This is a genomic window from Clostridium sp. AF29-8BH, assembly GCF_003478145.1.
In the GTDB taxonomy this organism is placed as follows: Bacteria; Bacillota; Clostridia; order Lachnospirales; family Lachnospiraceae; genus Otoolea; species Otoolea fessa.
This window is the reverse complement of the sequence record NZ_QUEL01000007.1, coordinates 12465-38681: the sequence shown is the minus strand read 5'-3', so window position 1 is coordinate 38681 and position 26217 is coordinate 12465. Positions and strand designations below refer to the sequence as shown.

At 44.5% G+C, this 26217-nt stretch carries 31 protein-coding genes; 29 read left to right on the top strand and 2 right to left on the bottom strand.

Annotated features, from left to right (window positions below; translation table 11 throughout):
• Window positions 1-59: 59 nt before the first annotated feature.
• From rplU to fliB, 27 genes are all read left to right on the top strand, one after another.
• On the top strand, window positions 60-368 hold the full coding sequence (gene rplU / locus DWZ16_RS06455; protein ID WP_106999905.1) for a 50S ribosomal protein L21: 309 nt from the start codon (window positions 60-62) through the stop codon (window positions 366-368).
• 5 nt (window positions 369-373) lie between these two features.
• Window positions 374-703, top strand: coding sequence for a ribosomal-processing cysteine protease Prp (locus DWZ16_RS06450; RefSeq protein WP_118472358.1), 330 nt, complete (start codon window positions 374-376; stop codon window positions 701-703).
• 3 nt (window positions 704-706) lie between these two features.
• Complete coding sequence (gene rpmA, locus DWZ16_RS06445) at window positions 707-997, top strand: 50S ribosomal protein L27 (protein WP_022359433.1); 291 nt, start codon at window positions 707-709, stop codon at window positions 995-997.
• A gap of 59 nt (window positions 998-1056) precedes the next feature.
• A complete protein-coding gene (obgE, locus tag DWZ16_RS06440; protein WP_118522482.1) occupies window positions 1057-2349 on the top strand; it encodes a GTPase ObgE in 1293 nt (430 codons plus the stop codon).
• A 74-nt stretch (window positions 2350-2423) separates the two neighbouring features.
• Window positions 2424-2720 carry a ribosome assembly RNA-binding protein YhbY gene (gene yhbY, locus DWZ16_RS06435; protein ID WP_022359431.1) on the top strand — a complete coding sequence of 99 codons (297 nt, stop codon included), beginning with the start codon at window positions 2424-2426 and terminating at the stop codon, window positions 2718-2720.
• 50 nt (window positions 2721-2770) lie between these two features.
• Window positions 2771-3397 carry a nicotinate-nucleotide adenylyltransferase gene (gene nadD / locus DWZ16_RS06430; RefSeq protein WP_117795776.1) on the top strand — a complete coding sequence of 209 codons (627 nt, stop codon included), beginning with the start codon at window positions 2771-2773 and terminating at the stop codon, window positions 3395-3397.
• On the top strand, window positions 3397-3978 hold the full coding sequence (gene yqeK, locus DWZ16_RS06425; RefSeq protein ID WP_022359429.1) for a bis(5'-nucleosyl)-tetraphosphatase (symmetrical) YqeK: 582 nt from the start codon (window positions 3397-3399) through the stop codon (window positions 3976-3978). The genes nadD and yqeK overlap by 1 nt, the downstream gene beginning before the upstream one ends.
• A 27-nt stretch (window positions 3979-4005) precedes the next feature.
• On the top strand, window positions 4006-4374 hold the full coding sequence (gene rsfS, locus DWZ16_RS06420) for a ribosome silencing factor (protein ID WP_106999903.1): 369 nt from the start codon (window positions 4006-4008) through the stop codon (window positions 4372-4374).
• A gap of 449 nt (window positions 4375-4823) precedes the next feature.
• A complete protein-coding gene (locus DWZ16_RS06410; protein ID WP_106999901.1) occupies window positions 4824-5141 on the top strand; it encodes a helix-turn-helix domain-containing protein in 318 nt (105 codons plus the stop codon).
• A gap of 21 nt (window positions 5142-5162) precedes the next feature.
• On the top strand, window positions 5163-5816 hold the full coding sequence (locus tag DWZ16_RS06405) for a hypothetical protein (protein WP_118293498.1): 654 nt from the start codon (window positions 5163-5165) through the stop codon (window positions 5814-5816).
• 47 nt (window positions 5817-5863) lie between these two features.
• Window positions 5864-6379: a hypothetical protein gene (locus tag DWZ16_RS06400; protein ID WP_106999899.1), complete on the top strand. Its 516-nt coding sequence runs from the start codon at window positions 5864-5866 to the stop codon at window positions 6377-6379.
• A gap of 531 nt (window positions 6380-6910) precedes the next feature.
• Window positions 6911-7162 (top strand): hypothetical protein, encoded by a 252-nt coding sequence (locus DWZ16_RS06395; protein WP_117795419.1) that lies wholly within the window; start codon window positions 6911-6913, stop codon window positions 7160-7162.
• 381 nt (window positions 7163-7543) lie between these two features.
• On the top strand, window positions 7544-8857 hold the full coding sequence (locus DWZ16_RS06390) for a hypothetical protein (RefSeq protein ID WP_118522480.1): 1314 nt from the start codon (window positions 7544-7546) through the stop codon (window positions 8855-8857).
• A 1-nt stretch (window position 8858) separates the two neighbouring features.
• Complete coding sequence (locus DWZ16_RS06385) at window positions 8859-9671, top strand: DeoR/GlpR family DNA-binding transcription regulator (RefSeq protein WP_106999897.1); 813 nt, start codon at window positions 8859-8861, stop codon at window positions 9669-9671.
• A gap of 4 nt (window positions 9672-9675) precedes the next feature.
• On the top strand, window positions 9676-10287 hold the full coding sequence (locus tag DWZ16_RS06380; protein WP_118467704.1) for a class II aldolase/adducin family protein: 612 nt from the start codon (window positions 9676-9678) through the stop codon (window positions 10285-10287).
• Between the two features lies 1 nt (window position 10288).
• The gene (locus DWZ16_RS06375; RefSeq protein WP_118522479.1) at window positions 10289-11122 is read left to right on the top strand and encodes a purine-nucleoside phosphorylase; all 834 of its coding nucleotides are present in this window, start codon (window positions 10289-10291) and stop codon (window positions 11120-11122) included.
• A gap of 31 nt (window positions 11123-11153) precedes the next feature.
• Complete coding sequence (gene mtnA / locus DWZ16_RS06370) at window positions 11154-12227, top strand: S-methyl-5-thioribose-1-phosphate isomerase (protein ID WP_243021942.1); 1074 nt, start codon at window positions 11154-11156, stop codon at window positions 12225-12227.
• A 13-nt stretch (window positions 12228-12240) separates the two neighbouring features.
• Window positions 12241-13410 carry a BMP family lipoprotein gene (locus DWZ16_RS06365; RefSeq protein ID WP_118522478.1) on the top strand — a complete coding sequence of 390 codons (1170 nt, stop codon included), beginning with the start codon at window positions 12241-12243 and terminating at the stop codon, window positions 13408-13410.
• Window positions 13411-13442: 32 nt separating this feature from the next.
• Complete coding sequence (locus tag DWZ16_RS16660; RefSeq protein ID WP_412694127.1) at window positions 13443-13757, top strand: ATP-binding cassette domain-containing protein; 315 nt, start codon at window positions 13443-13445, stop codon at window positions 13755-13757.
• Window positions 13691-14086 carry an ATP-binding cassette domain-containing protein gene (locus DWZ16_RS16655; protein ID WP_412694297.1) on the top strand — a complete coding sequence of 132 codons (396 nt, stop codon included), beginning with the start codon at window positions 13691-13693 and terminating at the stop codon, window positions 14084-14086. The genes DWZ16_RS16660 and DWZ16_RS16655 overlap by 67 nt, the downstream gene beginning before the upstream one ends.
• Window positions 14087-14165: 79 nt before the next feature.
• Window positions 14166-14984 carry an ATP-binding cassette domain-containing protein gene (locus tag DWZ16_RS16005; RefSeq protein WP_243015351.1) on the top strand — a complete coding sequence of 273 codons (819 nt, stop codon included), beginning with the start codon at window positions 14166-14168 and terminating at the stop codon, window positions 14982-14984.
• A complete protein-coding gene (locus DWZ16_RS16650) occupies window positions 14971-15579 on the top strand; it encodes a hypothetical protein (RefSeq protein WP_412694296.1) in 609 nt (202 codons plus the stop codon). Before DWZ16_RS16005 ends, DWZ16_RS16650 begins: the two co-directional genes overlap by 14 nt.
• Window positions 15580-15611: 32 nt before the next feature.
• Window positions 15612-16118 carry a hypothetical protein gene (locus DWZ16_RS16645; protein WP_412694295.1) on the top strand — a complete coding sequence of 169 codons (507 nt, stop codon included), beginning with the start codon at window positions 15612-15614 and terminating at the stop codon, window positions 16116-16118.
• A complete protein-coding gene (locus tag DWZ16_RS06350) occupies window positions 16118-17077 on the top strand; it encodes an ABC transporter permease (RefSeq protein ID WP_118522477.1) in 960 nt (319 codons plus the stop codon). The genes DWZ16_RS16645 and DWZ16_RS06350 overlap by 1 nt, the downstream gene beginning before the upstream one ends.
• A gap of 3 nt (window positions 17078-17080) precedes the next feature.
• Window positions 17081-18355, top strand: a complete 1275-nt coding sequence (locus DWZ16_RS06345) for an amidohydrolase family protein (protein ID WP_118522476.1) — start codon at window positions 17081-17083, stop codon at window positions 18353-18355.
• Window positions 18356-18669: 314 nt separating this feature from the next.
• Window positions 18670-19365: a TMEM165/GDT1 family protein gene (locus tag DWZ16_RS06340; protein WP_118522475.1), complete on the top strand. Its 696-nt coding sequence runs from the start codon at window positions 18670-18672 to the stop codon at window positions 19363-19365.
• On the top strand, window positions 19353-20507 hold the full coding sequence (gene fliB / locus DWZ16_RS06335) for a flagellin lysine-N-methylase (RefSeq protein WP_118522474.1): 1155 nt from the start codon (window positions 19353-19355) through the stop codon (window positions 20505-20507). Before DWZ16_RS06340 ends, fliB begins: the two co-directional genes overlap by 13 nt.
• A 186-nt stretch (window positions 20508-20693) precedes the next feature.
• Here fliB and lexA read toward each other — a convergent pair whose 3' ends face one another.
• Together lexA and DWZ16_RS06325 are read right to left on the bottom strand one after the other, a co-directional pair.
• Window positions 20694-21311, bottom strand: a complete 618-nt coding sequence (lexA, locus tag DWZ16_RS06330) for a transcriptional repressor LexA (protein WP_022359416.1) — start codon at window positions 21309-21311, stop codon at window positions 20694-20696.
• A gap of 182 nt (window positions 21312-21493) precedes the next feature.
• Window positions 21494-22408 (bottom strand): hypothetical protein, encoded by a 915-nt coding sequence (locus DWZ16_RS06325; protein WP_118522473.1) that lies wholly within the window; start codon window positions 22406-22408, stop codon window positions 21494-21496.
• A gap of 977 nt (window positions 22409-23385) precedes the next feature.
• Between DWZ16_RS06325 and DWZ16_RS06320 the strand changes: the two genes are divergently transcribed.
• Together DWZ16_RS06320 and DWZ16_RS06315 are read left to right on the top strand one after the other, a co-directional pair.
• Window positions 23386-23688, top strand: coding sequence for a LysM peptidoglycan-binding domain-containing protein (locus DWZ16_RS06320; protein ID WP_022359414.1), 303 nt, complete (start codon window positions 23386-23388; stop codon window positions 23686-23688).
• Window positions 23689-23871: 183 nt separating this feature from the next.
• On the top strand, window positions 23872-26121 hold the full coding sequence (locus tag DWZ16_RS06315) for an alpha-galactosidase (RefSeq protein ID WP_118522472.1): 2250 nt from the start codon (window positions 23872-23874) through the stop codon (window positions 26119-26121).
• The last annotated feature ends 96 nt before the right edge of the window (window positions 26122-26217 follow it).

The window sequence follows — 26217 nt, the reverse complement described above, 5'->3', positions numbered from 1 at the left end:
GGCTAAAAGTGCGTAAGCCGCCATAGCTGGCGAGTAATGATAATAGGAGGTGCCATCAGATGTACGCGATTATTGCAACAGGTGGTAAGCAGTATAAGGTTGCCGAGGGCGATGTAATCAAAGTTGAGAGACTCGGTGCTGCTGCAGGTGAAGCTGTTACTTTCGATCAGGTTCTGGCTGTTAACAACGGTGAGATGAAGATCGGATGCCCGACCGTTGAGGGTGCTACTGTATCCGCAACAGTTGTTAAAGAAGGCAAAGGCAAAAAAGTTATCGTTTACAAGTATAAGAGAAAAACTGGCTACCATAAGAAAAATGGTCACAGACAGCTCTTTACAGAAGTTAAGATCGAAAAGATCAACGCTTAATTGAAATGATTCAAGTAGACGTATACTCCGATTCCAAAGGATGTACCACGGGAGTGGAAGTAAAGGGACATGCTGGATATGATGAGTACGGCAAAGATATTGTCTGTGCGGCTGTATCCGTTCTGACTGTCAATATGGCTAATTCGGTGGAGAAATTTACCGATGACAGTTTTAAGGGCAGTGTGGATGAAAAGACAGGTCAGTTTATTTTTCATTTTACCGGTACTGTAAGTGCGGAATCAAAACTCCTGATGGATTCGCTGATACTTGGACTTACCGATATCGCGGAGAGTTATGGAGATAAATACATTAAAATTCGATTCAGGGAGGTGTAACGCATGTTTAAAATGAACCTTCAGTTATTCGCTCATAAAAAAGGTGTTGGTTCCACAAAGAACGGTCGTGATTCTGAGTCCAAGAGACTTGGTGCGAAGAGAGCAGACGGACAGTTCGTATTAGCTGGCAACATTCTTTACAGACAGCGCGGAACCAAGATTCATCCAGGTGTGAACGTAGGACGCGGTGGAGATGATACATTATTCGCTATGGTTGACGGCGTCGTAAAGTTTGAAAGAAAGGGCAGAGACAAAAAGCAGGTTTCTGTTTACCCGAGAACAATTAACGAATAATTATAAAGAAGCTCCATACGGATTGTATGGAGCTTTTTTCAGATCAGAAGGAGGTATTTATGTTTGCCGACAGTGCAAAAATTTATATCAGATCCGGAAAAGGCGGCGACGGTCATGTCAGCTTCCGCCGGGAACTTTTCGTAGCTGCTGGCGGTCCGGACGGCGGCGATGGCGGTCGCGGCGGCGATGTCATTTTTGAAGTGGACGACGGACTGAATACCCTGACCGATTTCCGTCATGTCCGCAAATATGTGGCTGGCGACGGAGAGCAGGGCGGAAAGCGCCGCTGTCACGGAGCAGACGGCGAGGATCTGATTGTCAAGGTTCCGGAAGGAACCGTTATCAAGGATTTTGAATCCGGTAAGGTAATCGCGGATATGTCCGGCGAGAACCGCCGAGAAGTGATTTTAAAAGGTGGCAAGGGCGGTCTTGGAAATATGCACTTTGCGACCTCGACGATGCAGGTTCCGAAGTATGCACAGCCGGGACAGCCGGCACAGGAACTCTGGATACAGCTGGAATTAAAGGTAATCGCAGATGTTGGTCTGGTTGGTTTCCCGAACGTCGGTAAATCGACCTTGCTTTCACGCGTTTCCAATGCACGTCCGAAGATTGCCAATTATCATTTCACGACGCTGAACCCGCATCTTGGCGTGGTTGATCTGCAGGATGGACAAGGCTTTGTCATGGCAGATATTCCGGGGCTCATCGAGGGTGCTTCCCAGGGAATCGGTCTGGGACATGATTTCCTGCGCCATATCGAGAGAACCAAGGTTCTCGTTCATGTTGTGGATGCGGCATCCGTCGAGGGACGTGATCCGGTTGAAGATATCCGTACCATCAATGCGGAGTTAAAAGCATATAATCCGTCGCTTTTAGAGCGTCCGCAGGTGATTGCTGCCAACAAGGTAGATTCGATTTACAATACCGGCGAAGAGGACTGGGAAGACCCGGTAGAGCGCTTAAAACGCGAATTTGAGCCGGAAGGCATCCAGGTATTTGCCATTTCTGCAGTTACCGGACAGGGTGTAAAAGAGCTCCTTTACCATGTAAATGATCTGCTGAAAACGGTTGACCGCAAGCCAGTTATTTTCGAAAAAGAATTTGAGTACCAGTATCAGGGCGAGAATCTTCCGTATACCGTGGAACGCAATGAAGATGGTATTTATGTGGTAGAAGGACCGAAGATCGAGAAGATGCTTGGTTACACAAACCTTGATTCTGAGAAGGGCTTCCAGTTCTTCCAGAAATTCTTAAAGGACAGCGGTATTCTGGCTGAGCTGGAAGAAGCTGGCATCGAAGAGGGCGATACAGTTCGTATGTATGGTCTTGAATTTGATTACTATAAATAATTGACATTTACAATATTTCAAACTCAGAAATCCACACTGGATCTGAGTTTGAATTTTAACAGGAGATAGATTTTATGACAAGCAAACAGAGAGCTTATTTAAAAGGTCTCGCGATGACCATGGATCCGATCTTCCAGATCGGCAAATCCAGCCTGACACCGGAATTGACCGCTGCTGTGGCAGAGGCGCTGGAGGCTCGCGAGTTAATTAAACTGAATATTCTGAAGAACTGCGTCGATGACGGCAATGAGCTGGCAGCCGTTCTGGCCGAGCGTACCCACGCACAGGTAGTACAGGTAATCGGCAAGAAAATTGTTCTTTATAAAGAGGCAAAGGACGAGAAAAAACGTAAGATCGTTCTGCCAAAATAAAGGGGCTGCATTCTGCGAATGAATCTCTGACAGAAAGGATACGGATGACGATGAAAAAGATCGGTATTATGGGGGGAACATTTGACCCGATCCATAATGGACATATCATGTTGGGAAGACAGGCGTATGAAGAATATGATCTTGACTGCATCTGGTATATGCCCTCCAGGATCCCGCCGCATAAAAAGGATCATACGATCACAGCGGCAAAGGACCGTTTGGCAATGACTGCAGCTGCGATCGCGCCGTATCCTTATTTTAAGCTGTCTGATTTTGAACTTCGCAGAACCGGCGGAAATACCTACACAGCAGACACGCTTCGCTTATTGAAAGAAGAATATCCGGATGTTGAATTTTTCTTTATCGCGGGCGCAGACTCAATTATGGACATTGAAAAATGGTATCATCCCGAATATGTTCTTCCAGCCGTCACATTTTTGGCGGCAGCAAGAGAGCATGAGGAGGCGGATCGTTCGCTGGATGAGCAGATTTCCTATTTAAACCAGAAATATCAGGCGCATATTCTGCGTCTTCACTGCCGTGAAATGGATGTTGCTTCGGCGGAGATCCGCGCGGCTTTCCGAGCAGGACACGCAGCAGACGTTCGTTCCCTGGTGCCGAAGGAAGTCTGTCAATATATCGAACAGCACGGCTTGTATCAGGAGGTAAATGTGTAATGGACGAAAGAATTACAGAGATACGAAAGCATTTGAAAAAGAAATTGAACCCGATGCGCTATGAACATACGCTGGGTGTTTCATACACATGTATGGCTCTGGCAATGCGTTACAGTGCCAATCTGGATCAGGCGGAGATGGCTGGACTTCTCCATGACTGTGCAAAGCGCTATGATGATGCGACTATCATCTGCAAATGCCAGGAGCATGGCATTGAACTGACTGAAGGTGAACTGCGGGCTCCGGCTGTGATTCATGCAAAATTAGGCGCATGGATGGCAGAACACAAGTATGGTATTACCGATCCAGAGGTCTTATCTGCAATCGCCTGCCATACGACCGGAAAACCGGCGATGTCCCTGTTAGACAAGATCCTGTACGTAGCCGATTACATCGAACCGCGCCGTGATAAGGCGCCAAATCTGCCGAAGCTCCGCCGTCTTGCATTTGAAGATCTGGACGAAGCGCTGTATCAGATTCTGGACAGCACCCGCAATTATTTAAAGGAAACGGGCACGGCAGAGGATGATACAACCGAACAGACCTGGGAATACTATCATGAACGTCATGTTCATCAATAGACACAATAACAGGATTTAAATAAAATAATGAGGAGGATAATCCCCGTGGAAGCAAAAGAGCTGACCAAACTTGCCGTAAAGGCGCTGGAAGATAAAAAAGGCGAAGATATTCGCGTCATTGATATTCATGGAGTATCTGTACTGGCTGATTACTTTGTCATCGCAGACGGAAGCAACGCCAGCCAGGTAAAGGCAATGGCAGATAATGTAGAGGAAGAACTCGGCAAAGCCGGTCATGAGTGCCGTCAGATCGAGGGCTATCAGACTGCCGGATGGATCCTGATGGATTACGGCGATCTGATCGTACACATTTTCTCCCGCGATGACAGACTGTTTTATGATCTGGAGCGCATCTGGAGAGACGGAAAAGTAGTTGAGAATGTGGAGGAATTGTAATAGATTTTTGTTTCATTCCTTTTATATCACGAACAGAAAGGGAAAAACCTGCAAATGGTTTTTCCCTTTTATCGCGAATAAGAGAGAAAAACCTGAAAACTGTGTTTTCCCATCTATCGCGAACAAGGCTGATAAAGTGTTTTCCTTTCAACTCAAAACTTACTTTTTAAAAGCGCTCCATTTTGTAAATTTCAAAAATAGTGAAATAAAACGAGTTACAAGGTTGGAATACGCTAATTGCAACGAACGCAATTTGTTTATTGAGAAGTGTTGTATCAAAGCAATAAGTATATATATTGATATTTTTTTAAAAGATCATATAATAGTGGTAGGAAAAACCATACATTCCCTACTGCTATAGTATGATTGGTACTGGTGGGTCTGTCCTTTCCGTGGTAGAATATTTACGTTATCAAGAAACACGGTCCTGAATCATGGAGGTGCAAAGTATGGAACCAATGTATTTGTCAATCCAGCCGGAAGAGACAGGGGAACGCATAAGAAGACTGCTTTTGGAACAAGGGTATACGATTCGGGAAATCCAGGGAGCTTTCGGGTTTGAAAATCCGCAGGCCATTTACAAATGGCTGTCCGGTAAATCGTTACCCAGCATCGACAACTTCATTATTTTAAGTAGATTATTGCATACTACGATTGAAGATATCCTCGTCATTGACGGGGATATTCCTCGTTTATGGGGAATTTTAAACCGATGGTTGAATGACATCCGTTGCCGTATGATTTACAATCGGATCAGAAACAAATGATAGCGGAGAGGACGGTGAAACATGGAATCGGAACATAAATTTATGTTAAATGATATTCTGCGAAAGAAACGGAAAAGTAAGATGCGCAAACCGGAATGTCTTGTTTTTCTTACTTACGGACCGATTCACGTTTCCCCCTTGGGATGGATAAAACGTTGGAAAGAAGATATCATCTGCATCTGTCAGAGATTGCGTTACGGATACTGCTACCGTGATGCCTGGGCGATTGACCAGTGGTTTCTTGTTATCATCCCCAACATGCTCAACGATCTACGTATCAACGGTCATGGATATCCGGGATCTTTCACAGGAACCGAAGAAGAGAATGTGCGGAAATGGAACCGGATCCTGGAACATATGGAATTTCTATTTCGGGAGGCAAACGAGGAAACCTGTCACCGGAAAAATCCATATGAAGAAGCATATGATCAGGCAAGAGAAGCTTTCACCCGGAAATACGGGATGTTTGGTGAAAAGCTGAAAACCGAAGAAGAAAAAGAGCAGGAAAAAGATAAAGGTTATTACTGTGTGCATACCATGTCCGATGTGCCGGAATACAAGGAAATATTGGACCAATGGTTTGCAGCGGAGAAGGAACTGGCAGCATACCGAGATCGGTGTATGAAAGAAGGAATGAAGCTTTTTACCAGATATCTCTGGGATCTGTGGGACTGAGATCATTTTTATTTATATTGATAAGAACATTGTGGGAGGCGAAAATCATGCAGAAAATTACATCGGCTTATGCAAATAAGATGCTGAGAAGCCTGGAAGAAGACAAGGCATTCTGGGTAAACAAGGAATCGACATCCAGTACTTACGTGGCTGCGGTCAACGAGGAACCAGTCGTTCCGGAATATGATTACATGACTGTTGCGAATACGATTGATGAGATTGACAGGAAGATCCTTACTATCAAGCACACATTGAATCTGACCAATGCCACCGCAAAAGTGCAGGTCGGCGCTCAGGAAATGAGCATTGACGGCATCCTAATCCGGATGGCGCAGCTCAACAAGAGAAAGACGGTGCTTGACGATATGCGCAAGAGACTTCCAAAAACGCGAGTCTATGGCAACTCCTTCGGTTCTTCTGGTTCGGCACCGGAGTATAAGTATATCAACTACGATCCGGAACTGATCCGGCAGGAATATGACCGCATCTCCAATACGATCATGGAAATGCAGATTGCACTGGATCGTTATAATCAGACGGTGCTGTTTGAGGTGGATATCTAAGTAGAATTTCCGTACAGGGCATACTTCTAACAAAAAATTACGAGTGGTTACGGTTCATTGTCATCGCTTATCGGTTATTTGTTATCGGGTTATGTGTTTCGGTTCATGGAGACGGCTTTGGAAAAGCATATCATGCAGATTTTCAAATCACCCTGTAAAAAACCTGTGAGGGATCACGGTGCCAAGGTACGGTTTTCAGGCACAACGGCTGCGGAAGCAATTCCGTAGCCATTTTTCATGGTAAGAAGGATTTCGGTCTGAAAGAGTTCAAAACCTAACTCAAAACTTACTTTTTAAAATCGCTCCATTTTGGAAATTTCAAAAATAGTGTACTGAAGTGGGTTATAAACACGGAATGGATTGGGTCACAAGAATTCCAAAACCGGAATTATGATAAAGCGCTTTATGATTTCAGGCAGGAACGTCTGAGCGAAAATTTGACTCAAAACGTTATCCGCAGAAACCGCTAATTGGAAATTCGAATTCGATGATGATATAGTTGGGCAGAAAAAATCGAAAGGAGATCAGACTATGGGAAGACTTTACAAAATCAACCAGCCGTGTCCCAAGTGCCATGAGGAACATAATTGGTGGCATATTCAGCTGACGGATGAGGAACAGGCGAAGATGGATGCGTATGTGGCAGCCAGTGAGGGAAAATCATCCTTGGAGTTACTTCTGGGCGAGCCGGGAATTGTTGTTATGCGAAAGCTTAAGTGTTGTTGCTGCGGTCACGTATTTGAAGTGAAACAGTACATTATTCAAGGGTATATCAGCATATGAAGCATAAAACAACTTGTTTCTAATAGTAAATTCCAGTTTTGAAGAACTTTGCAAAACTAACGTCCATAAAAATCATGATATTTTGATTTGCCAGAATTTACTTTTGCAAGTGATTAGCTAAATCAGAACTTAAACTTGCAAACTGGAAGCTCGGATTCCAATTCAGCTCTCCTAGAAAGATCCCTTCGATTTTTCGGGGGATCTTTTTGTGACATAGAAAACCTCATCCTATGGTGAAAAAACAAAACAAAAAACAGAAAAACAAAGAAAAAAAAAGATTAGTACTTGCTTTTCCTATAAAAGGTGCTTATAATGTATGTAAATAAATCAGCTGCTAGTTAGTAGCAAAACTAATAAATACATATAAGAGGAGAAGAAGAGATGAGAAAAAAACTTGCAGTAATGATGGCTGCTATGGCCGCAACCGCGATGGTAGGGGGCTGTGGTGCAAAGGATGCAGCACCGACCGGCGCAGAGACCAAACCGGCTGAGACTTCTGCTGCTCAGGAGACAGAAGCAGCTCAGGAAGAAACCAAAGAGGCTGATGCCCATGAGACAGAATATCTGGCAGAGTTTTTCGATGTACAGATCAAAGAAGATCCGGACAGTGCTGCTTTTTCCGCTGACCTGAAAAAGGTAGCAGGAGATGAGGCACCGGCTGTCGAGGGGGACATGACCTGGTTTTCTGCTGTGAAAGCTGCTGTGGCTGCTGCTGATTATGAAGAGCTTGCTCTTAGCTATCCGGAAGATAAGATTAAAGATCGTCTTGAACAATATGGGGTAAAGATGGATGAGACGAATGAATATGCCAGATACGTTGCTACTGCTCTGGATACCAGCCTCATCACTTCCGAAACTGCGAAAAAAGTCGTTGCAGAAGATGCCTTTACAGCTGAGGATGAAATCAGTCTTCTGATGGCAATTGCCAATGCAAATGGAGACGCAAGAAACTACCTTGGCATGTCAAATGATCCAGACATTTACGCGAAACTGGACCAGGCATGGAATTCCTTTATCTTATTTGATGACAGCAAACTGGCAGAGATCGGAAAAGAAGCTGTACAGAACAAGGTAACCACCGGATATGGATTAAAATCTGCTGCATACAGTGCCCGCTTTTTACCGGAACTGACCTTACAGTACGGTCATTCTGATATCAAACATGTACATCAGCTGATGGGGCTTCTGAACAGCGAGAATATCACAGCAAAGGTTCAGCTTGAGCCGAAGATTAGTATTTACCAGTATCTGCCGGAGTGGGGTCCGATCCCGGAGGCTACTCCAACCTACGAAGTAAAAGAATATGAAGATCTTGCACTGGTATATGCAGTAGAATATGACCTTGAGCTTGAGTTCGACAATCTTGAGGATATGAATCGTTTTGACGAAGTAATCAAGACGTACGCAAAGAAAAATGAAGGAAATGAAGAAGCAAAGGGCCTGCTCTATGCATCCTGGTGGCAGCCGCTTTATTCTTCAACCAGAACAGATATGCCGGAGACTGATTATCATCAGATCTATGATTGCGTAATCACGAACGATACGTATTCCATTCATCCATTTACCTTACCGGAAGATAAAGATGAGGTTGTTGAAAAACTGACGGAAATCTCCGACGGCCTGGAAGTTGTACCGGTTGAACGCTTCTGCAATACCGCTTTCTATAATTACCTGGAAGGTGAGGACTATCAGTAATATGCATGCAATCGAACGTGCAGAATACATCTTGTCCATGCTGGAGAAGAATAAAGTAGTCATGGTGACGGATCTGAGCCGTGAAATGGGAGTTACGGAAGAAACGGTTCGAAAGGATCTGGAAAAACTGGAAAAACAGGAGAAATTAAACCGTGTTCACGGAGGTGCCTACTTAAACGAAGGTTTTGGCAATGAAACTCCCATCTCGGTTCGCAGCAAGGTGATGCAGGAAGAGAAAAAGCTTCTTGCATCTCTCTGCATGCAATGGATCCACGAAAAGAGTTCCATTTTTCTGGATTGCAGTACCACGGCTCTTCATATTGCGAAGCAATTAGCGGATTTTCCCGGCAAGCTGACCGTCATGACCAATTCTCTGGCAGTGGCAAAGGAGATTGATGCGAATCCGCAGATTCGTCTTATTTTATTTGGCGGTGAGCTGAATCGCGATCGGGAAGCGTTTGAAGGACAGACCGTACTGGAACAGATGAAAACCTGCTTTATCAATTATGCATTTGTCAGCAGTGCCGGCTGCAGTCTGGAGGCAGGTATTACAGATTCCACCCGTGAAGAAGCAGATATCCGTCGTCAGGTATTAAAGCAGGCGAAACATAAGATCCTGGTGGTGGACAATACGAAGATCGGACGCAACGAGGTGTATGTGATCGGAGAGTTGGAGCAGCTCAGTCAGGTGGTTGTGGATCATTCCATCCGAAAAACCAATCCGGACCTATGGGAATGGTTCCAGGCACATCAGATCCCTGTCCTGGAAGGGAAAGCGGAAAGAAAATCAAAAACCAAAGGAGATGAGCGATAAGATTATGACAGATTTGAAGGAACTGAAACAAAATGTGCTGATGACAGCGAAAAAGGCCCATGATGAAAAGCTGATGGCCGGAACAAGCGGCAATATCAGTGCTTACTTTCGTGAGAAGCAGTGGATCGTAATTACTCCCAGCTCCTATGATTACAGTTTGATGGCGGAAGAGGATATCGTAGTGATTGATCTGGATGGCAATCTGGTCGAAGGAAGACACAAGCCATCTTCCGAGTGGAAAATGCATGCTGAGATTTACCGTCACCTGTCCCATGCTAATGCGGTGGTGCATACACATTCTCCTTATGCAAGCAGTTTTGCGGTAAACCATCAGGAAATTCCAGTTGTACTGATTGAAATGATTCCTTTCTTAAAAGGGAAACTGGAGGTAAGTCCTTATGCACAGCAGGGAAGTGCAGAGGTTGGTCTGAATGCAGTTCCAATCCTGGAACGGAAAAATGCCTGTCTGATGGCCAATCACGGTGTCGTGGCTATCGGCGGAACATTACCGGAAGCATATACAAACAGTGTTTATGTGGAGGATGCTGCAAAGATCTATCATCTTGCACTCTGTTCAGGACATCCGGTTGTGATCAAAGAATACGAGGAGGTCTGATATGACAAAGGCGTATGAACGATTATTAAAATGCTATCAGTGCTTTAAAGACAAAATTAATTTTAAGCCGGAGGTGGCACTGATGCTGGGATCCGGACTCGGTGATTATGCAGATACCATTCGGGTAGAAGCTGTTTTGGATTATCATGATATTGAGGGTTTTCCTGTGTCCACAGTCAGCGGACATAAGGGCAGATTTGTCTTTGGATACGTAGGAGATGTCCCGGTCGTAATCATGCAGGGACGTGTCCACTACTATGAAGGATATTCCATGGAGGATGTAGTTCTTCCCACCCGTCTCATGAAGATGATGGGGGCCCGGGTCTTGTTTCTGACCAATGCTTCCGGCAGTGTGAATTATGATTACAAAGCCGGTGATTTTATGATGATCACCGACCAGATCAGTAATTTTGTACCGTCTCCTCTCATCGGACCCAATGAGGAGATGCTGGGAGAGCGTTTCAGCGATATGTCTGAGATTTACCGTAAGGACCTTTGTGAGATCATCCGGGGTGCTGCTGCAGACCTTCAGATTCCGCTTCAGGAGGGAACCTATATCCAGCTGTCCGGTCCGAATTTTGAAACTCCCCATGAAGTAAAAATGTGCCGGATACTTGGAGGAGATGCAGTAGGAATGAGCACCGCATGCGAGGCCATAGCTGCCAATCATATGGGCATGAAGGTCTGCGGTATTTCCTGCATTTCCAATCTGGGATGCGGAATGACTGATCAGCCTTTGAGTGCGGAGGAAGTGAAGGAAACAGCTGACCGTGTTGCACCGTTATTTAAACAGCTGATTACGGAATCCATAGTTCGAATCGGTAAAATGATCTGAGTGATGAATAAAAAACAAAGGAGATGATAAAGTGGACAATCAGTCAGAAGCAATCAAAAATGTGTACTTGCATGAAGACGGCAAAGCTGTGACCATCATTGATCAGACTAAGCTTCCAACGGTTACCGAATACCTGACCCTTGGAACGGCGAAGGATCTGTATGATGCCATTTTTGAATTGAAAGTCCGGGGAGCACCGGCAATCGGAATTTGTGCGGCATTTGGAATGTATGTTCTGGCCGGAACGATTGAAACCGGGGATTACGATGAGTTTTTAAAGAAATTCAGAGAGTATAAGGATTATCTGAACTCTTCCCGTCCAACGGCAGTGAACCTGAGCTGGGCATTAAACCGCATGGAGCAGGTAGTGACAAGCCATAGCGATGCTTCTGTACCAGAGATTCTTGGATATCTGAAGAAAGAGTGCATGGATATTCAGGAAGAGGACAGCCAGATGTGCAGAGCGATTTCTGAATATGGTTTAAGCCTTATTAAGGACGGAGACGGAATTCTGACACATTGCAATGCCGGACCCTTAGCCACCTCCCGCTATGGAACTGCCTTAGGACCTCTCTTCCTTGGAAAAGAGCAGGGCATGAATTTCCATGTATTTGCAGATGAGACAAGGCCGCTTCTTCAGGGAGCAAGACTTACCTCATATGAGTTAGAGCAGGCAGGAATCGATGTAACATTGATTTGTGATAACATGGCCAGCATTGTAATGAAAAACGGCTGGATCCAGGCCTGCTTCGTAGGCTGTGATCGTATCGCTGCCAACGGTGATGCGGCCAATAAGATTGGAACCAGTGGTGTTGCAATCCTTGCAAAACATTACGGAATTCCGTTCTATGTATTAGGACCGAGTTCAACCATCGATCTTGACTGTGCAACTGGCGATGATATCCAGATCGAACTTCGAAGTCCGGAAGAGATCAAAAGCAAATTTTATGAAAAACCGATGGCACCGGAGGGTGTCAAATGTTATAATCCGGCATTTGATGTAACCGATCACACGCTGATCGCCGGAATTGTAACGGAAAAAGGAATCTGCAGACCACCGTATACGGAGAGTCTTGCAAATATGTTTGGCAAAAACAAAAAATAGGAGGAAAAGATTGATGAAAAAATTATTTGGTATTGTAGCAGGTGTAGCAGTATCCGCAGCGTTAATGACAGGATGCGGTGGAAACAATAATACAGCCGAGACAAAGGAAAATACGGCTGAAACAGCAGCTTCTGCTGAGAACGCTGATGGAGATTTAAAGATCGCCATCGTGACCAGTCCATCCGGTGTAGATGACGGCTCCTTTAACCAGGATAACTACAACGGTATCCTGAAATTTATCGAGTCTCATCCGGGAGCAACCGTAACTCCGGTTCGCGAGGAAACCGGTGATCCGGCTGCAGTTATTCAGGCAGTTGCTGATATCGTTGCAGACTACAATGTGATCGTATGCCCGGGCTTCCAATTCTCCGGAATCGGAACCATCGCAACCGATAACCCAGATGTAGATTTTATCCTTGTAGATACGAATCCGACCGATTCTGAGGGTAATGACATCGAATGTGATAATATTTATGCAATGACTTTCAAGGAGCAGGAAGGAGGTTTCTTCGCGGGAATGGCAGCTGCACTGGAGTCTGAAAGCAAAAAGGTAGCTGTAGTAACCGGTATTGCATACCCAAGCAATGTAAACTATCAGTACGGTTTTGAGAGTGGTGTCAATTACGCAAATGAGAAATATGATACCGGTGTTGAGATCGTAGAGATCCCATCTTACGCAGGCGTTGACGTTACCAATAAAAATGTAGGTGGAAACTATGTTGGAAGCTTTGCAGATGAAGCAACCGGTAAAGTTGTTGGAAAAGCTCTCATCGATGAGGGCTGTGATATTCTGTTCGTAGCTGCAGGCGGTTCTGGAAACGGTGTATTTACTGCTGCTAAAGAAGCTGGCAATGTAAAAGTAGTAGGCTGTGACGTAGACCAGTATGATGATGGTGCTAACGGTTCTGATAACATTATTCTGACTTCTGTACTGAAAGTTATGAGCATGAACGTAGAGAAACAATTAAATGCTATCGCAGACGGAGGTTTCCAGGGAGCAAACGCTCTGTTAGGTGCAGATTCTGATTCTGTTGGTTATGTAACAGAGGAAGGACGTCAAAGCATGTCTGAGGATACCGTGAAGAAGATGGACGAAGCATATGAACTTGTAAAAGATGGAACTATCGTTCCGGCAGCAAACTTTAACGGAATTGAGCCGGAAGATTTCCCAGGATTGAAATAATACGTTCTGTACCAGAAAATGAGGAGGCTTAAATGTCGGAATATATCATTGAAATGAAGCACATCACAAAACGTTTCCCAGGTATCGTGGCAAACGATGATGTGACGCTTCAAATTAAAAAAGGTGAGATCTTCGCACTGCTTGGCGAAAACGGTGCCGGAAAATCAACTTTGATGAGCATGATATTTGGTATGTATGAACCGGATGAAGGTGAGATCTTCATCGGGGTAAGAAAGAACAGATTCATTCTCCAAGCTACGCAACAAAACTCAATATTGGTATGGTCCATCAGCATTTTAAGCTGGTACAGAATTACACGATTACAGAAAACATTATTCTGGGTTTAAAGAAGAAAGACAAACTGTTTGGAATCCTTCCCTATGTTGATTTAAAAAAAGCAGATCAGGAGATCGAGGCGCTTTCTAAGAAGTACGGTCTGGAAGTCAATCCGATCGATGTGATCGAAAATACAAGTGTATCGACACAGCAGCGTGTCGAGATCCTGAAAATGCTGTACCGGGAAGCTGAAATTCTGATCTTTGATGAGCCGACAGCAGTGCTGACGCCTCAGGAGATTGAATCCCTGCTGACGATCATCCGCAACCTCAGAGATGATGGAAAAACCATCATCCTGATCACCCATAAGCTGGAGGAAATCAAAAAAAATTGCAGATAGATGTGCGATTTTAAACAGAGGAAAGCTCATCGATGTTCTAGATGTCGCCACGACCTCTACAAAGCAGATGGCCAATTTGATGGTTGGACGGGAAGTTTCTTTTGAAGTAGAGAAATCAGAGCCTCATTACCGGGAGACTGTGTTAGAGGTAAAGAATCTCACTGTAAAAAATCAGGATCATTTTGAAGTAGTAAAAAATGTATCCTTTTCTGTCCACGGCGGAGAAGTATTTGCCATTGCCGGAGTATCCGGCAATGGTCAAATTGAGATTGCAGATGCGATTGCAGGAGTTGAGAAGGCAGCTTCAGGTAGTATTCTTCTGAATGGAGTCGATATCACCAATTACTCCATCCGCAAACGAACCCTGGAAGGAATCTCTTATATTCCGGAGGATCGGCAGAGCTGCGGCCTGGTCATGGATTTTACCCTGGAGGAAAATCTGGGACTGAAAAACTACTTCCGAGAACCATTTTCCCATAAAGGTGTACTGGATAAAGCAGAATTTTCCCAGTACGGAAATGAACTGATTGACCGGTATGACATCCGGAGCAGTCAGGGAAACAAGACCATTGTCCGCTCCATGAGCGGCGGTAATCAGCAGAAGGCCATCATCGGAAGAGAGATTGAACTTCAGTCTCCTCTGATGATCTTTGTGCAGCCAACCAGAGGTCTGGATATCGGAGCCATCGAAAATATCCATAAGCAGATTATCCGACAGAGAGATGCAGGAAAGGCAATCCTGCTGATTTCGTTAGAGCTGGATGAGATCATGAATTGTGCAGATACCATCGGAGTAATATATAATGGAGAAATCCAGAAAATAGCAGCTGCAAAAACGCTTACATCAAATGAAGTGGGAGAATTTATGATGGGGGTGCACCAAAATGCTGAAAATTAAACACAGATTGAAAAAGATGCTTGTCAGACTCCTGGGAAATGAAAAATACCAGGGTATCACCATTCCCATGTCGGCCATTTTCTTAAGCCTTCTGGCTGGAGCTGTGATCATTCTTTCGCTTGGCAAGAATCCTCTGTCGGCCTATGGTAACCTTCTTCAGGGGGCTGGATTCCTCCCGAAACCGAGTTATGCCGGATATAAGAATATGCTGACCGACTTCACCAGTTATATGAATGCCTGGACTCCGATGCTTTTTGCGTCTCTGGCAGTAGCAGTCGGTATGTGTGCCGGACTCTTTAATATCGGTGTCTCCGGTCAGATGCTTACCTCTGGTTTTATCACAACTCTGGTGATCGGATATAGTTCCCTTCCGGCAGCGGTGGCTAAGCCATGCGTACTGATTGTCGGAGCAGTCGTTGGTGCACTCATCGGTGCACTTATTGGCTGGTTAAAATACAAATTTAATATCAATGAAGTCGTATCTTCGATCATGATAAACTATACGGCCCAGTATGTGATCAGCTTTTTCATCAACACGTACTATATCAATCCGGTTTCCAGGCAGTCCAGGCCGTCTCGAAAGCATCCCGCCTGACTCTGATGGACACACCCGTCGGAAACTTGAAAATGGATATTCCCTTAGGAATCCTTCTTGCAGTTCTGACTGCAGTCCTGGTGAAGTTCGTGCTAGATCGCACCGTATTTGGCTATGAACTCAAATGCGTGGGACTTGGAAGAAAAGCGGCCATGTATGCAGGTGTCAATGTTGGCAAAAGCATGATCATGGCGATGATGTTCTCCGGTGCATTAGGAGGCCTGGCAGGAGTGACGTACTACCTGGGGTATTTTGGTTCGATTCAGCCCCGCGTCCTTCCAAGCACCGGTTTTGATGCCATCGCAGTGGCACTTCTTGCAGGAAACCATCCCATCGGCATCATATTTTCATCTCTTCTGATCACAGTGATCAGCAAGGGCAGTACCTACATGAATTCATCATCCGGTCTGGAATCAGAGATCGCATCCGTTATCACCGGATTGATCCTGCTGTTTTCCGCCTGCGGTGTATATATCCGTTACAAAGTGAATCGAATGAAACAAGAGTTAAATGAAGAGACAGAAAGGGGGATCAGCTGATGGAACGAATCCTGATTGATGGTTTATCCTTTGCGATCCCGCTGTTCGTAATGGCAATCGGAGGGATCTACAGCGAAAAGAGCGGCGTGACGAATCTGGCTTTGGAGGGATTGCAGGGAATGGGGGCATTTATAGGCGCCTTTGTGGCCGTTCTGGCTGCAGGCTATTTTGGAAGCAATTCCCAGGTTCCTTATTATCTCGCAATTGTATGTGCCATGGCAGGTGGAATGCTGTATTCGCTCTTATATGGACTGTTATGTATCCGTCTGAAGGCAAATCAGATCATTGGCGGAGTCGTGATCAATATCCTGGCTATGTCACTGACTGCATTTTTTACAAAACTTTTAAACCGCCTTGTGTTCGGTGCAGCTTCGGAAAAATTTGTTCTGGGTGTGTCTGCACGGTTTACAATTCCGCTGCTCTCCGGCATCCCAGTAATTGGAGCCGCATTTAAAGATGTCTATCCATTTGAGATCCTGATCCTTCTGATCGCAGTTGTTGCCTGGTATGTGCTGTATAAAACGCGTTATGGCATGAATCTTCGTGCCTGTGGAGATAATCCTCACGCAGTAGACGCAGCAGGAGAGAATGTTACCTGGATTCGTCTGATTGCAGTCCTTGTATCCGGTGCTCTGTCCGGTCTGGCTGGAATCAGCTTTGCTTATTCCATTTCAGCGAACTTTTCTTCCAACATCTATGTGGGATACGGATATCTGGCGATTGCAGCCATGATATTCGGAAACTGGAAGATCCTTCCTACACTTGGATCCTGCCTGCTATTTGGTTTTGCCCGATCCGGAGGCTATTATCTTGTCCAGAAGATGCAGATGCCCAGCAGTTACTCGGATCTTGCCATGACGCTGCCTTATATCGTTACAATGCTGCTTTTGATTTTCTTCTCAAAATACAATCGTGCTCCTCGTGCACTTGGAGAGATTTACGACAAAGGAAAGAGGTAGAACATGAATATTCGTTTTTATAATGCCCAGATTCTTCCGATGAATGGAAATATGGATATCATCCACGGAGAGGTATGGGTCGAAGGGAACACTATTACATATGTAGGTCCTCATAAGGAATGCGGCAATGTGTGGGACCGTGAGATCGATGCAGAAAAAAATCTCATCATGCCGGGCTTTAAAAATGCACATACGCACACAGCCATGACGTTTCTTCGATCCTATGCGGATGATATGCCGCTGCAGGACTGGCTGACAAAGCAGATCTTCCCGATGGAAGCAAAATTACAGCCGGATGATATCTACTGGCTCTCCAAACTGGGAATCATGGAATACCTGACCAGCGGTATTACCTCCTGCTTTGATATGTATCTGAATACAGAAATGATGGCTAAAGCATCGGTAGAATGTGGATTCCGGAGTGTACTCGTCAGCGGAATCAATGATTTTTCCTCTTCATTGGAGGAAGTGGAGGCAGATTTTAATACCTACAACCAATATGATGAGCTGATCAGGTATTGTCTGGGATTTCATGCAGAATACACTTGTTCCGAAGAACTCTTAAAAAAGATTGCCGAGCTGTCACAGCGCTACAAGGCTCCTGTATTTGCTCATATGTCAGAAACAGAACGGGAAGTGGCAGAGTGTGTACAGCGCCATGGAACTACACCTGCAGCTTATCTGGATTCCCTGGGCTTATTTGAACATGGGGGCGGTGGATATCATTGCATTTGGTTTACCGATGAGGAAATAGAACTCTTCCGCAGGAAAGGACTGACAGCGGTAACCAATCCTGGATCCAACACAAAACTTGCAAGCGGCATCGCCAACACTACGGCATTTTTGAAACACGGAGTCAATATGGCCATCGGCACAGATGGACCAGCCAGCAACAACTGCCTGGATATGTTCCGGGAAATGTTTTTAGTGACGGGACTGGGAAAACTTCATGATCGGGATGCATCTGCAGTACCAGCAGAAGAAGTTCTGAAAATGGCAGTAACCGGCGGTGCAAAAGCAATGGGACTGACAGACTGCGACTGCCTTGCAGAAGGCAAAAAGGCGGATCTGATTATGATCGATCTGAACCAGCCGAATATGCAACCTATCAACAACCCGATGAAAAACCTGGTATACAGCGGAAGCAAACAGAATGTGAAGATGACCATGATCAACGGCAAGATCCTCTATGAAGACCAGAAATTCTTCATTGGGGTGGAGCCAAAGGAAGTTTACAAAAGGGCAAATGAGATCATAACCCGAATGAAACAATCGTAGGTAAAAGCGTTAAATTCCGTTGACAACACATTCTTTATTTGATACTATTTATCAAGTAAATTCAATATTCCATGAGGGAGTAGTTAGCGCGAAAGTGTGGTTTGTCAACATTCTGATTATAGCAACTGTATAATCTGGCAAATCTTAAATAATGAGACTCATGTATATCGATGGACGACAGTTTTTGTATCATGCATAGCTGTCAGTTGATATACATGAGTTTTTCTTTTGTGCATTGATGCAAAAAAGGGAGGACATCATAATCGACAGTGAGCGGTGAAGGAACATGCATTACATCTAGGAGGAAATGAAAAATGATGCTGTTTTTTAAAGTGTTTTTTACAGAATTTATCGCAGAGATGGGCGATAAAACCCAGCTTATGCTGATTGCTCTGACTTCAAAATATAAGTTGAGAGATATTATACTAGGAACTGCGGCGGCGATTCTTGTTCTGAATGGTCTTGCGGTTCTGGCGGGCGGACTTGTCAGTGAATTTATTCCTGACTGGCTTATTAAGATGATTGCAGCACTTGCATTTCTGTATTTCGCCGCATCGACTCTTGCCGGTGATGATGAAGAAGAAGAGGAGGAGGGCGGTAAATCAAAGATTCAGTTCGCACCCTTAGCTGTTTTTTGTACATTTTTTGTGGCAGAACTGGGAGATAAGACTCAGCTTACAGCCATCACGTTCGGAGCCAATGAAGGCATGAAATCAGCCTTTGTTGTATGGATTGGATGCTCTCTGGGACTTTTTGCAGCGGATATTCTCGGAATGCTGGTTGGATATCTTTTAAAGAGCAAAACTCCCGATGGGCTGCTGAATACACTGGCATTTGTTATTTTTTCCATATTTGGTGCTTTCACACTTTATCAGGGACTGAACATGATGAACGCAAGAGTCTGTCCGATTCCGGTATGGTCGGTATGGATTGCTGCGGCTGTTATTTTTACTGCCTTATGTGCCTGGATCTATATAAAAAGAAAGAAGGAAAATAAATGCGATATTTAGAACCACATTATTATGATAAATTTGTCTGTACAGCAGGAGATTGTCCGGATAGCTGCTGTGCCGGATGGCAGATCGTGATTGATGAAGCCTCTCTGGAGCGATATGGAGATGAAAAGAGCGAGTTCGGAACGCGATTACGCAATTCTATTGACTGGGATGAAGAATGTTTTTACCAGAACAATCGGCGCTGTGCATTTTTAAATGAAGAAAATCTCTGCGATCTTTATAAAGCACTGGGACCAGATTCTCTTTGTGATACCTGCCGGATGTACCCGAGACATACGGAAGAATACGAGGGACTTCGGGAATTATCTCTTTCCCTGTCCTGTCCGGAGGCGGCTAGAATCATTCTTTCCTGTAAAGAACCGGTCCGTTTTCTGGAAGAAGAGGACGATTTGGAGGACGATTTTGAAGAATTCGATTTTATGATGTTTTCCCAGTTGGAAGATACAAGAGATGTTCTGTTTTCGATTTTACAGGATCGATCCCTTCCTCTGACTCTCCGAATGTCGGCATCCGAACAGCTGACAGAACAATATCAGATCCGGGTGGAAGAGCAGAAGGAATATGAAATTGATGAACTTCTGCGAAACTGTGAAGCTCATCATCAGAGAAAAAAACTCCAGGAATTTGTATCAGAAAGTCTTGCTGAAAAAGGCATTGATGCAGCATCTCTCCATCGGTGGGCACGCCAGATAGAAGAATTGCAGGTACTACGCGGTCTGGAACGCCTGCGTCCGGAATGGGATGATGTGCTGGATGGTGCTGAAAAGTGGCTGTATCAGGGAAGTGAGGAAACCTATCATAAAATTTGCGAAGAATTTCATAAGGCATATGGAAGCTTAGGAAGTCACAAAGAAGAATGGGAAAATCTGGGCGAGCAGCTTTTAATGTTTTTTGTCTATACCTATTTTTGCGGGGCTGTCTACGACGATATGGTCTGTTCCAAGATGGAACTGGCATTGTTCTCTGTCCGCTGGATACAGGAATTTCTGATGGTCAGATGGCTGGAAAATGGAAAGAAACTTTCCATGAAGGATGTGGAAGAAATCTCCTGGAGATATGCCCGGGAAGTAGAACATTCCGATGATAACTTAAATGCACTGGAAGACTGGCTTTTTGAGCGGTATGCACCGGTTTAATCACCGAAAGAAGCATATTGCAAAAATGAATCATACGAACAAAAAAGCTCTATTCTATAAAATTGAGCGTACCGTATCTCCGGACGTCAACGAATAGCATAGAGCTTTTGAGTTAATTTTTGCCACATAATGCTTCTGTCATTTTCATGATAATAAGCAAAAGGTAAGCGTCAGTAAACCAAGAGGTTACCGCATAAGGCGCAGCAGACCGATTACTTTGCCAAGAATCTGTACTTTATCCACAATAATCGGATCCATGGTTGCATTCTCTGGCTGGAGACGATAGTGACCGTTCTCCTTGAAGAAACGCTTAACGGTAGCTGAATCATCGATGAGTGCAACCACGATCTCGCCATTCTCTGCGACACTGGTCTGTTCCACGATAACACGATCTCCGTCATAGATGCCCACATCGATCATACTATTGCCGCGGACCTTCAGCATAAAAGTTTCGCTGTTCGGAAGCAGTTCTGCCGGAATCGGGAAATAGTTCTCCACATTCTCATCAGCCAGAATCGGCGCACCGGCTGCTACAGTACCGATAAGGGGTACATTCACCAGTTCGCGGCGGGACAGGTTAAAGGTGTCATCAACGATCTCGATGGCTCTCGGTTTTGTCGGATCCCGGTGAATATATCCGTTCTTCTCAAGCTGTTCCAGATGAGAGTGGACAGAAGAGGTAGACTTAAGCTGTACCTTTTCACAAATTTCACGTACCGTCGGCGGATAACCTTTCTTTAAAATGCATGCTTTAATAAATTCCAAGATCTCTTTCTGTTTATCTGTAATACGTCCCTGTGCCATATAGATTCCTCCTGTCGATGAAGTATATAAAATGTTTTTAATATCGGATATACAGTGATTCTGGCAGGATACAAGTCGAACGCCCACCTGATGGGACCAGCAGCTGAATCACTGAAAGGTCTGGCCTATAGTAAGCCCTTATTATATTATATATAGTAACATATGTTCGGGCAAAATGCAAACTATTGTTCGTCTTTATCAATGTTTTCTTTTTTAAGCTGTTCTCTTGCCTGCTCAAGCAGCACTTCCAAACGGGCATTTTCTTTGTCTGCCTGACGAAGGAGTTCCTGCATTTCCCGTTCTTTTTTGAATAGTGCGCGCTCCATCGTAAGCTCCCCCTGGGCTTTGCATTGCTGAAGACCCATATCAGCATCTGCTTTTTGTTTTGATAATTCCTGGGTAAGTCCTGTGAGTTTCTGCTGTAGTTCTTTATTTTCAGTTTCAAGTGCCAGAATCCGATCGGATGCATGCTGATAGGACTCTGACTTTACCTCCTGTTCCTTCTGAGAGTGAGAGAGAGCAAGTACCGTATCATGAAGCTCCTGTTTGCATTGTAAAAGCTCATTCTTAAGCATTTCTTCTGATTCTTTTGAATGTTCATTTTTCTTCAGCTGATTTTGTGCCTCTTCTAGTTTCTCCTTCAGCATCTGGTTGATCTGCTCCTGGTCAGCAGCACCTTTTCTGAGCGATTCTAGCTGTTCGGTGAGTGTCTGTTCCTGCTTGGTCAGCAAAGCGGACTCCGCATCCATTTTTTTCTTTTCTGCTTGAAGTTGTTCTACTTTTTTCTGTAACTCTGTGAGGCGCAGTTCTTTTCTCTGGAGTTCAGAAGAGAACTCCTCCCGTGCTCTGGCTTCTGCATTCTGGTTCAATTCCAAGCTATACAGATATGCGGAGGTGATGGACTTAACCATGGTTTCAAACTCCTCAATCTCGACACTTCTCCCCGGGATTGAGGATTTGGCTTGATTTAACTCAAACACCTGCATCACATGATCAAAGCCCTGGGCCTGGTTCATTCCTTTTTGTTCGCAAAATGCACGGAAAGCATCCGCTGTATCGGAATCGATTCGAAAGTTTGCCTGTTTAATTTCTCCCATATTCTATATTCTCCAATCTATTTTTTTGTAACTGTTTATGCAACTATTCAGTAGGTCTGCGCATTTACTGCGCTGACCGTACGAAAACATGGGTCAGCAGGCAAAAATCCCATTGCCGTAGGTAATTTTTAATGGATTTTTGCGTGTGACTGTGAAGGTACTGAACAGTTACCTGTTTGTTTAATACCCTGACATTCTTGCTGCGAGATGGTAACTGTTCATACTCATGTAGACAGTTACGCGAGATAATACTCTGCTTATCAAACTGATTTCAAAGAAGTGCTTTGCAAAGATCATGCGCCAAGTCTTATAACGTTCGATTTAAACTGAAATTTCAAATTGCGTCATACTTTATTTTATGTATATAGATTATCATGAAACCACAATGGCGTCAATCTGATTCTGTGGTATGTTATATATATGTTATACATGATTATTGTTATACATAGATTATGATTTTGATAGTAAAAATAGGAATGAAACTATCAACTATTCGTGAAAGGATGCTTTCGCGAATAGTTTCATCGACTTTTGTGGTCATATTTGCCAGAAATAGCAGCGCAGTTTTGTGCAATATGTATGATTTCCTATAAAATCTATATACCTAAAGTATTTAGATTTTTATAGGGAGCAGGTGTCTGCTGCTTACGAGCAAAGCCGCGTTTTCTTACGTCACTTTTGAAACCGAAAATACCGTAAGAAAAGGTGGTGGCAACAGAAATTTGCCGTATTTAAATGCGAAGACACGGAAAATTTCGTTACTGGGCACGTATGCGGGAACAGTAGCAAACTGCGAACAAATGTTTGTTTTTTTCTTTCAAAATCATTGACAAACATTTGTTCGTATCGTATAATGTAATCATACAGAACAAATGTTCCTGACATTTTTATAATATTCAAATCTCTTCTCATTCTTTAAGAACAGATTTGAATACAAAAAGACGATTCCAACAAAACACGAGAGGAGAAGATTGCAAATGTATACGTTGAAAAAAGGTGTTATGGTTTTAGCTGTTGTTTTCATCATGCTGCTTTCGGGCTTTTTTGGACGGAGTCTGATGTATGTGATGGCTGAGGAAGAAGCAGATACTAGACCGGAAAAGTACTATACCAGTATTCATCTGAAAGATGGAGATACGCTCTGGAGCATTGCTCAGACATATTGTGCAGATTCGGAGGAGTCAGTTGAAGAGTATGTACGGGAGCTGCGCCAGATGAACAGTCTTTCGGATGACCATATTGACGCAGGGCATTACCTGACCATTCGTTATTATAAATAAATCGTTACCGTTCACATACACGTACACACAACCGATAACAGAGACAGAATCAAATTTATAGAATTTTCCATATTCCTGTCCGTAGTCTGTTCATTTAATCTATTTTCTGGTAGAATAAAGTTTAGCAAGCAGTCTATATCTGATTAAATGACAAGCGACAGATGAACAGGAGGAAATAAGGATATGAGTATTGTATATCACGAATCATCGAAGATATTTCATTTATATAACCAGACCATCAGCTATATCATGATGGTTCTTCCAAACGGACATATGGGACAGCTGTATTATGGGAAAAAGATTCGTGACAAGGAAGATTTCTCATACCTTCTTGAATTAGCTCCCAGAGACATGGCATCTTATCTCTATGAAAACGATCGCACCTTTTCACTTGGACATATTAAGCTGGAGTACGGTACTTACGGAAGCGGTGATTACCGGCATCCGGCAGTAGAGATTCTCCAGAATGATGGAAGTACCTATTCAGATTTTCAATTTACTGGATATCAGGTTACATCCGGAAAGCCAAAACTGCCGGGACTTCCCGCTACTTATACTGAACAGGACGGGGAAGCTGAAACTCTTATTATTACGTTAAAAGATACCCATACTAATCTGGAGCTGCATCTTTTATATACAATATTTGTCGAGGGCGGTGTCATTGCCCGAAGTGCTTCTATTTCCAATCAGGGAGACATTTCTGTACAGGTTCAGACCGCGATGAGTCTTTGCCTGGATCTTCCTGACCACGATTATGAGTGGATGCAGTTTTCTGGGGCATGGGCGAGAGAGCGCGCACTCCACACACGCAGGCTTGAGTATGGCATTCAGGCGATTGACAGCACCCGGGGACATTCTTCCCATGAGCAGAATCCGTTCATTATTTTAAAACGCCCTTCGGCTGACGAATTTCAGGGAGAAGCCATTGGCTGCAGCTTGATTTACAGCGGTAATTTTCTGGCTCAGGCAGAAGTGGAGTCACATGGAACCACCCGTCTTATGATAGGAATTAATCCGTTTGGCTTTAGCTGGGAGCTGAACCCTGGTGAAAGCTTCCAGACTCCGGAGGCAGTGCTTGTTTACTCCTCTCAGGGACTTAACGACATGAGCCAGACTTTACACCGGCTGTACCGGCGCCGACTGGCAAGGGGGTACTGGCGTGATCGCGAGCGCCCAATCCTGATCAATAACTGGGAGGCAACTTACTTCAATTTTACCGAAGAAAAACTTCTACAGCTGGCTTCCAGAGCGCAGAAATGCGGCATAGAGCTGTTTGTTTTAGATGACGGCTGGTTTGGTGCCAGAAGCAGCTCAAAAGCCGGACTGGGCGACTGGGAGGCAAACCGCGACCGTCTGCCAAACGGTCTTTCCGGACTGGCACAGAAGATAGAAGCGCTCGGCATGAAGTTTGGTCTCTGGATCGAACCGGAGATGGTAAATGCCGATTCCGATTTATTCCGCACGCATCCGGATTGGATCCTCCAGATTCCAGGGCGAACGCCTTGTCACGGACGTTACCAGTATGTATTGGATTTTTCCCGGCAGGAGATCCTTGATTACATCTATGAAAAGATTGCATCGATTCTGGAAGGCACCTCCATTTCCTATATCAAGTGGGATATGAACCGAAGTCTCAGTGATGTATGGAGCAGAGGAGTTTCCGCCAGACAGCAGGGAGAAGTATTTCACCGCTACATTCTGGGTGTTTATCAGATGTATGAGCGGCTGACCACACGCTTTCCGGACATTCTGTTCGAATCGTGCGCCAGCGGCGGAGCGCGTTTTGATGCAGGTATGCTGTATTACGCACCGCAGGGATGGATCAGTGATGATACAGATGCGATTGAACGCCTGCGGATTCAATACGGTACTTCCTATGGTTACCCGATCAGCTCGATGGGATCCCATGTATCTGCTTCTCCGAACCATCAGCTTCATCGTCAGACACCTCTTTGGACACGTGCCAATACCGCGTTCTTCGGAACGTTCGGCTATGAACTGGATCTGGCACAGCTCGGAGAAGATGAGCTATCTGAATTAAAAATTCAGACCGCCTTTATGAAACAGCACCGGTCCCTGATTCAGTATGGTACTTTTTACAGACTTTCCAGTCCGTTTGAAAACAATATCACTGCCTGGATGGCAGTCAGTGAAGACCGCACAGAAGCCCTGGTCGGCTGGTACCGGACACTGAATGTCGCCAATGGTCCGTTTACGCGGCTGTATTTACAGGGACTGGAAGAATCCGATCTTTACAATGTCACGGAATATACAGAAGGACATGAAAGTGCCGTAAGCACCCACTATGGTGACGAACTGATGAATTTAGGACTGATTACCAGTGACGCCTCTTCCGGACAGTATATGGATGGTAGAAGAGAGAGCTGCGACTTTGATTCTCGCCTGTTTTATGTACAAAAGCAGGCTGAATAATAAATAAGATAAAGGCATTGAAAGGGGATGCTCCCGAATCTGGTTTTTAAAGAAGAATCCCTGTAACTGTTCAGTAGGTCTGCGCATTTACTGCGC

What these genes read in the sequence shown, in the direction of transcription:
- rsfS (WP_106999903.1), top strand. Translation starts at nt 4,006, where the DNA reads ATGAGGAGGATAATCCCCGTGGAAGCAAAAGAGCTGACCAAACTTGCC.
- DWZ16_RS16660 (WP_412694127.1), top strand. Translation starts at nt 13,443, where the DNA reads ATGTCGGAATATATCATTGAAATGAAGCACATCACAAAACGTTTCCCA.
- DWZ16_RS06405 (WP_118293498.1), top strand. Translation starts at nt 5,163, where the DNA reads ATGGAATCGGAACATAAATTTATGTTAAATGATATTCTGCGAAAGAAA.
- yqeK (WP_022359429.1), top strand. Translation starts at nt 3,397, where the DNA reads ATGGACGAAAGAATTACAGAGATACGAAAGCATTTGAAAAAGAAATTG.
- DWZ16_RS06375 (WP_118522479.1), top strand. Translation starts at nt 10,289, where the DNA reads ATGACAAAGGCGTATGAACGATTATTAAAATGCTATCAGTGCTTTAAA.
- DWZ16_RS06400 (WP_106999899.1), top strand. Translation starts at nt 5,864, where the DNA reads ATGCAGAAAATTACATCGGCTTATGCAAATAAGATGCTGAGAAGCCTG.
- DWZ16_RS06350 (WP_118522477.1), top strand. Translation starts at nt 16,118, where the DNA reads ATGGAACGAATCCTGATTGATGGTTTATCCTTTGCGATCCCGCTGTTC.
- DWZ16_RS06340 (WP_118522475.1), top strand. Translation starts at nt 18,670, where the DNA reads ATGATGCTGTTTTTTAAAGTGTTTTTTACAGAATTTATCGCAGAGATG.
- DWZ16_RS06395 (WP_117795419.1), top strand. Translation starts at nt 6,911, where the DNA reads ATGGGAAGACTTTACAAAATCAACCAGCCGTGTCCCAAGTGCCATGAG.
- DWZ16_RS06380 (WP_118467704.1), top strand. Translation starts at nt 9,676, where the DNA reads ATGACAGATTTGAAGGAACTGAAACAAAATGTGCTGATGACAGCGAAA.
- DWZ16_RS16005 (WP_243015351.1), top strand. Translation starts at nt 14,166, where the DNA reads ATGGTTGGACGGGAAGTTTCTTTTGAAGTAGAGAAATCAGAGCCTCAT.
- fliB (WP_118522474.1), top strand. Translation starts at nt 19,353, where the DNA reads ATGCGATATTTAGAACCACATTATTATGATAAATTTGTCTGTACAGCA.
- DWZ16_RS06315 (WP_118522472.1), top strand. Translation starts at nt 23,872, where the DNA reads ATGAGTATTGTATATCACGAATCATCGAAGATATTTCATTTATATAAC.
- DWZ16_RS06385 (WP_106999897.1), top strand. Translation starts at nt 8,859, where the DNA reads ATGCATGCAATCGAACGTGCAGAATACATCTTGTCCATGCTGGAGAAG.
- DWZ16_RS06345 (WP_118522476.1), top strand. Translation starts at nt 17,081, where the DNA reads ATGAATATTCGTTTTTATAATGCCCAGATTCTTCCGATGAATGGAAAT.
- DWZ16_RS06325 (WP_118522473.1), bottom strand. Translation starts at nt 22,408, where the DNA reads ATGGGAGAAATTAAACAGGCAAACTTTCGAATCGATTCCGATACAGCG.
- nadD (WP_117795776.1), top strand. Translation starts at nt 2,771, where the DNA reads ATGAAAAAGATCGGTATTATGGGGGGAACATTTGACCCGATCCATAAT.
- DWZ16_RS06410 (WP_106999901.1), top strand. Translation starts at nt 4,824, where the DNA reads ATGGAACCAATGTATTTGTCAATCCAGCCGGAAGAGACAGGGGAACGC.
- rplU (WP_106999905.1), top strand. Translation starts at nt 60, where the DNA reads ATGTACGCGATTATTGCAACAGGTGGTAAGCAGTATAAGGTTGCCGAG.
- rpmA (WP_022359433.1), top strand. Translation starts at nt 707, where the DNA reads ATGTTTAAAATGAACCTTCAGTTATTCGCTCATAAAAAAGGTGTTGGT.
- DWZ16_RS16645 (WP_412694295.1), top strand. Translation starts at nt 15,612, where the DNA reads ATGGATATTCCCTTAGGAATCCTTCTTGCAGTTCTGACTGCAGTCCTG.
- DWZ16_RS16650 (WP_412694296.1), top strand. Translation starts at nt 14,971, where the DNA reads ATGCTGAAAATTAAACACAGATTGAAAAAGATGCTTGTCAGACTCCTG.
- DWZ16_RS06390 (WP_118522480.1), top strand. Translation starts at nt 7,544, where the DNA reads ATGAGAAAAAAACTTGCAGTAATGATGGCTGCTATGGCCGCAACCGCG.
- yhbY (WP_022359431.1), top strand. Translation starts at nt 2,424, where the DNA reads ATGACAAGCAAACAGAGAGCTTATTTAAAAGGTCTCGCGATGACCATG.
- obgE (WP_118522482.1), top strand. Translation starts at nt 1,057, where the DNA reads ATGTTTGCCGACAGTGCAAAAATTTATATCAGATCCGGAAAAGGCGGC.
- DWZ16_RS06450 (WP_118472358.1), top strand. Translation starts at nt 374, where the DNA reads ATGATTCAAGTAGACGTATACTCCGATTCCAAAGGATGTACCACGGGA.
- lexA (WP_022359416.1), bottom strand. Translation starts at nt 21,311, where the DNA reads ATGGCACAGGGACGTATTACAGATAAACAGAAAGAGATCTTGGAATTT.
- DWZ16_RS06320 (WP_022359414.1), top strand. Translation starts at nt 23,386, where the DNA reads ATGTATACGTTGAAAAAAGGTGTTATGGTTTTAGCTGTTGTTTTCATC.
- DWZ16_RS06365 (WP_118522478.1), top strand. Translation starts at nt 12,241, where the DNA reads ATGAAAAAATTATTTGGTATTGTAGCAGGTGTAGCAGTATCCGCAGCG.
- DWZ16_RS16655 (WP_412694297.1), top strand. Translation starts at nt 13,691, where the DNA reads ATGGTCCATCAGCATTTTAAGCTGGTACAGAATTACACGATTACAGAA.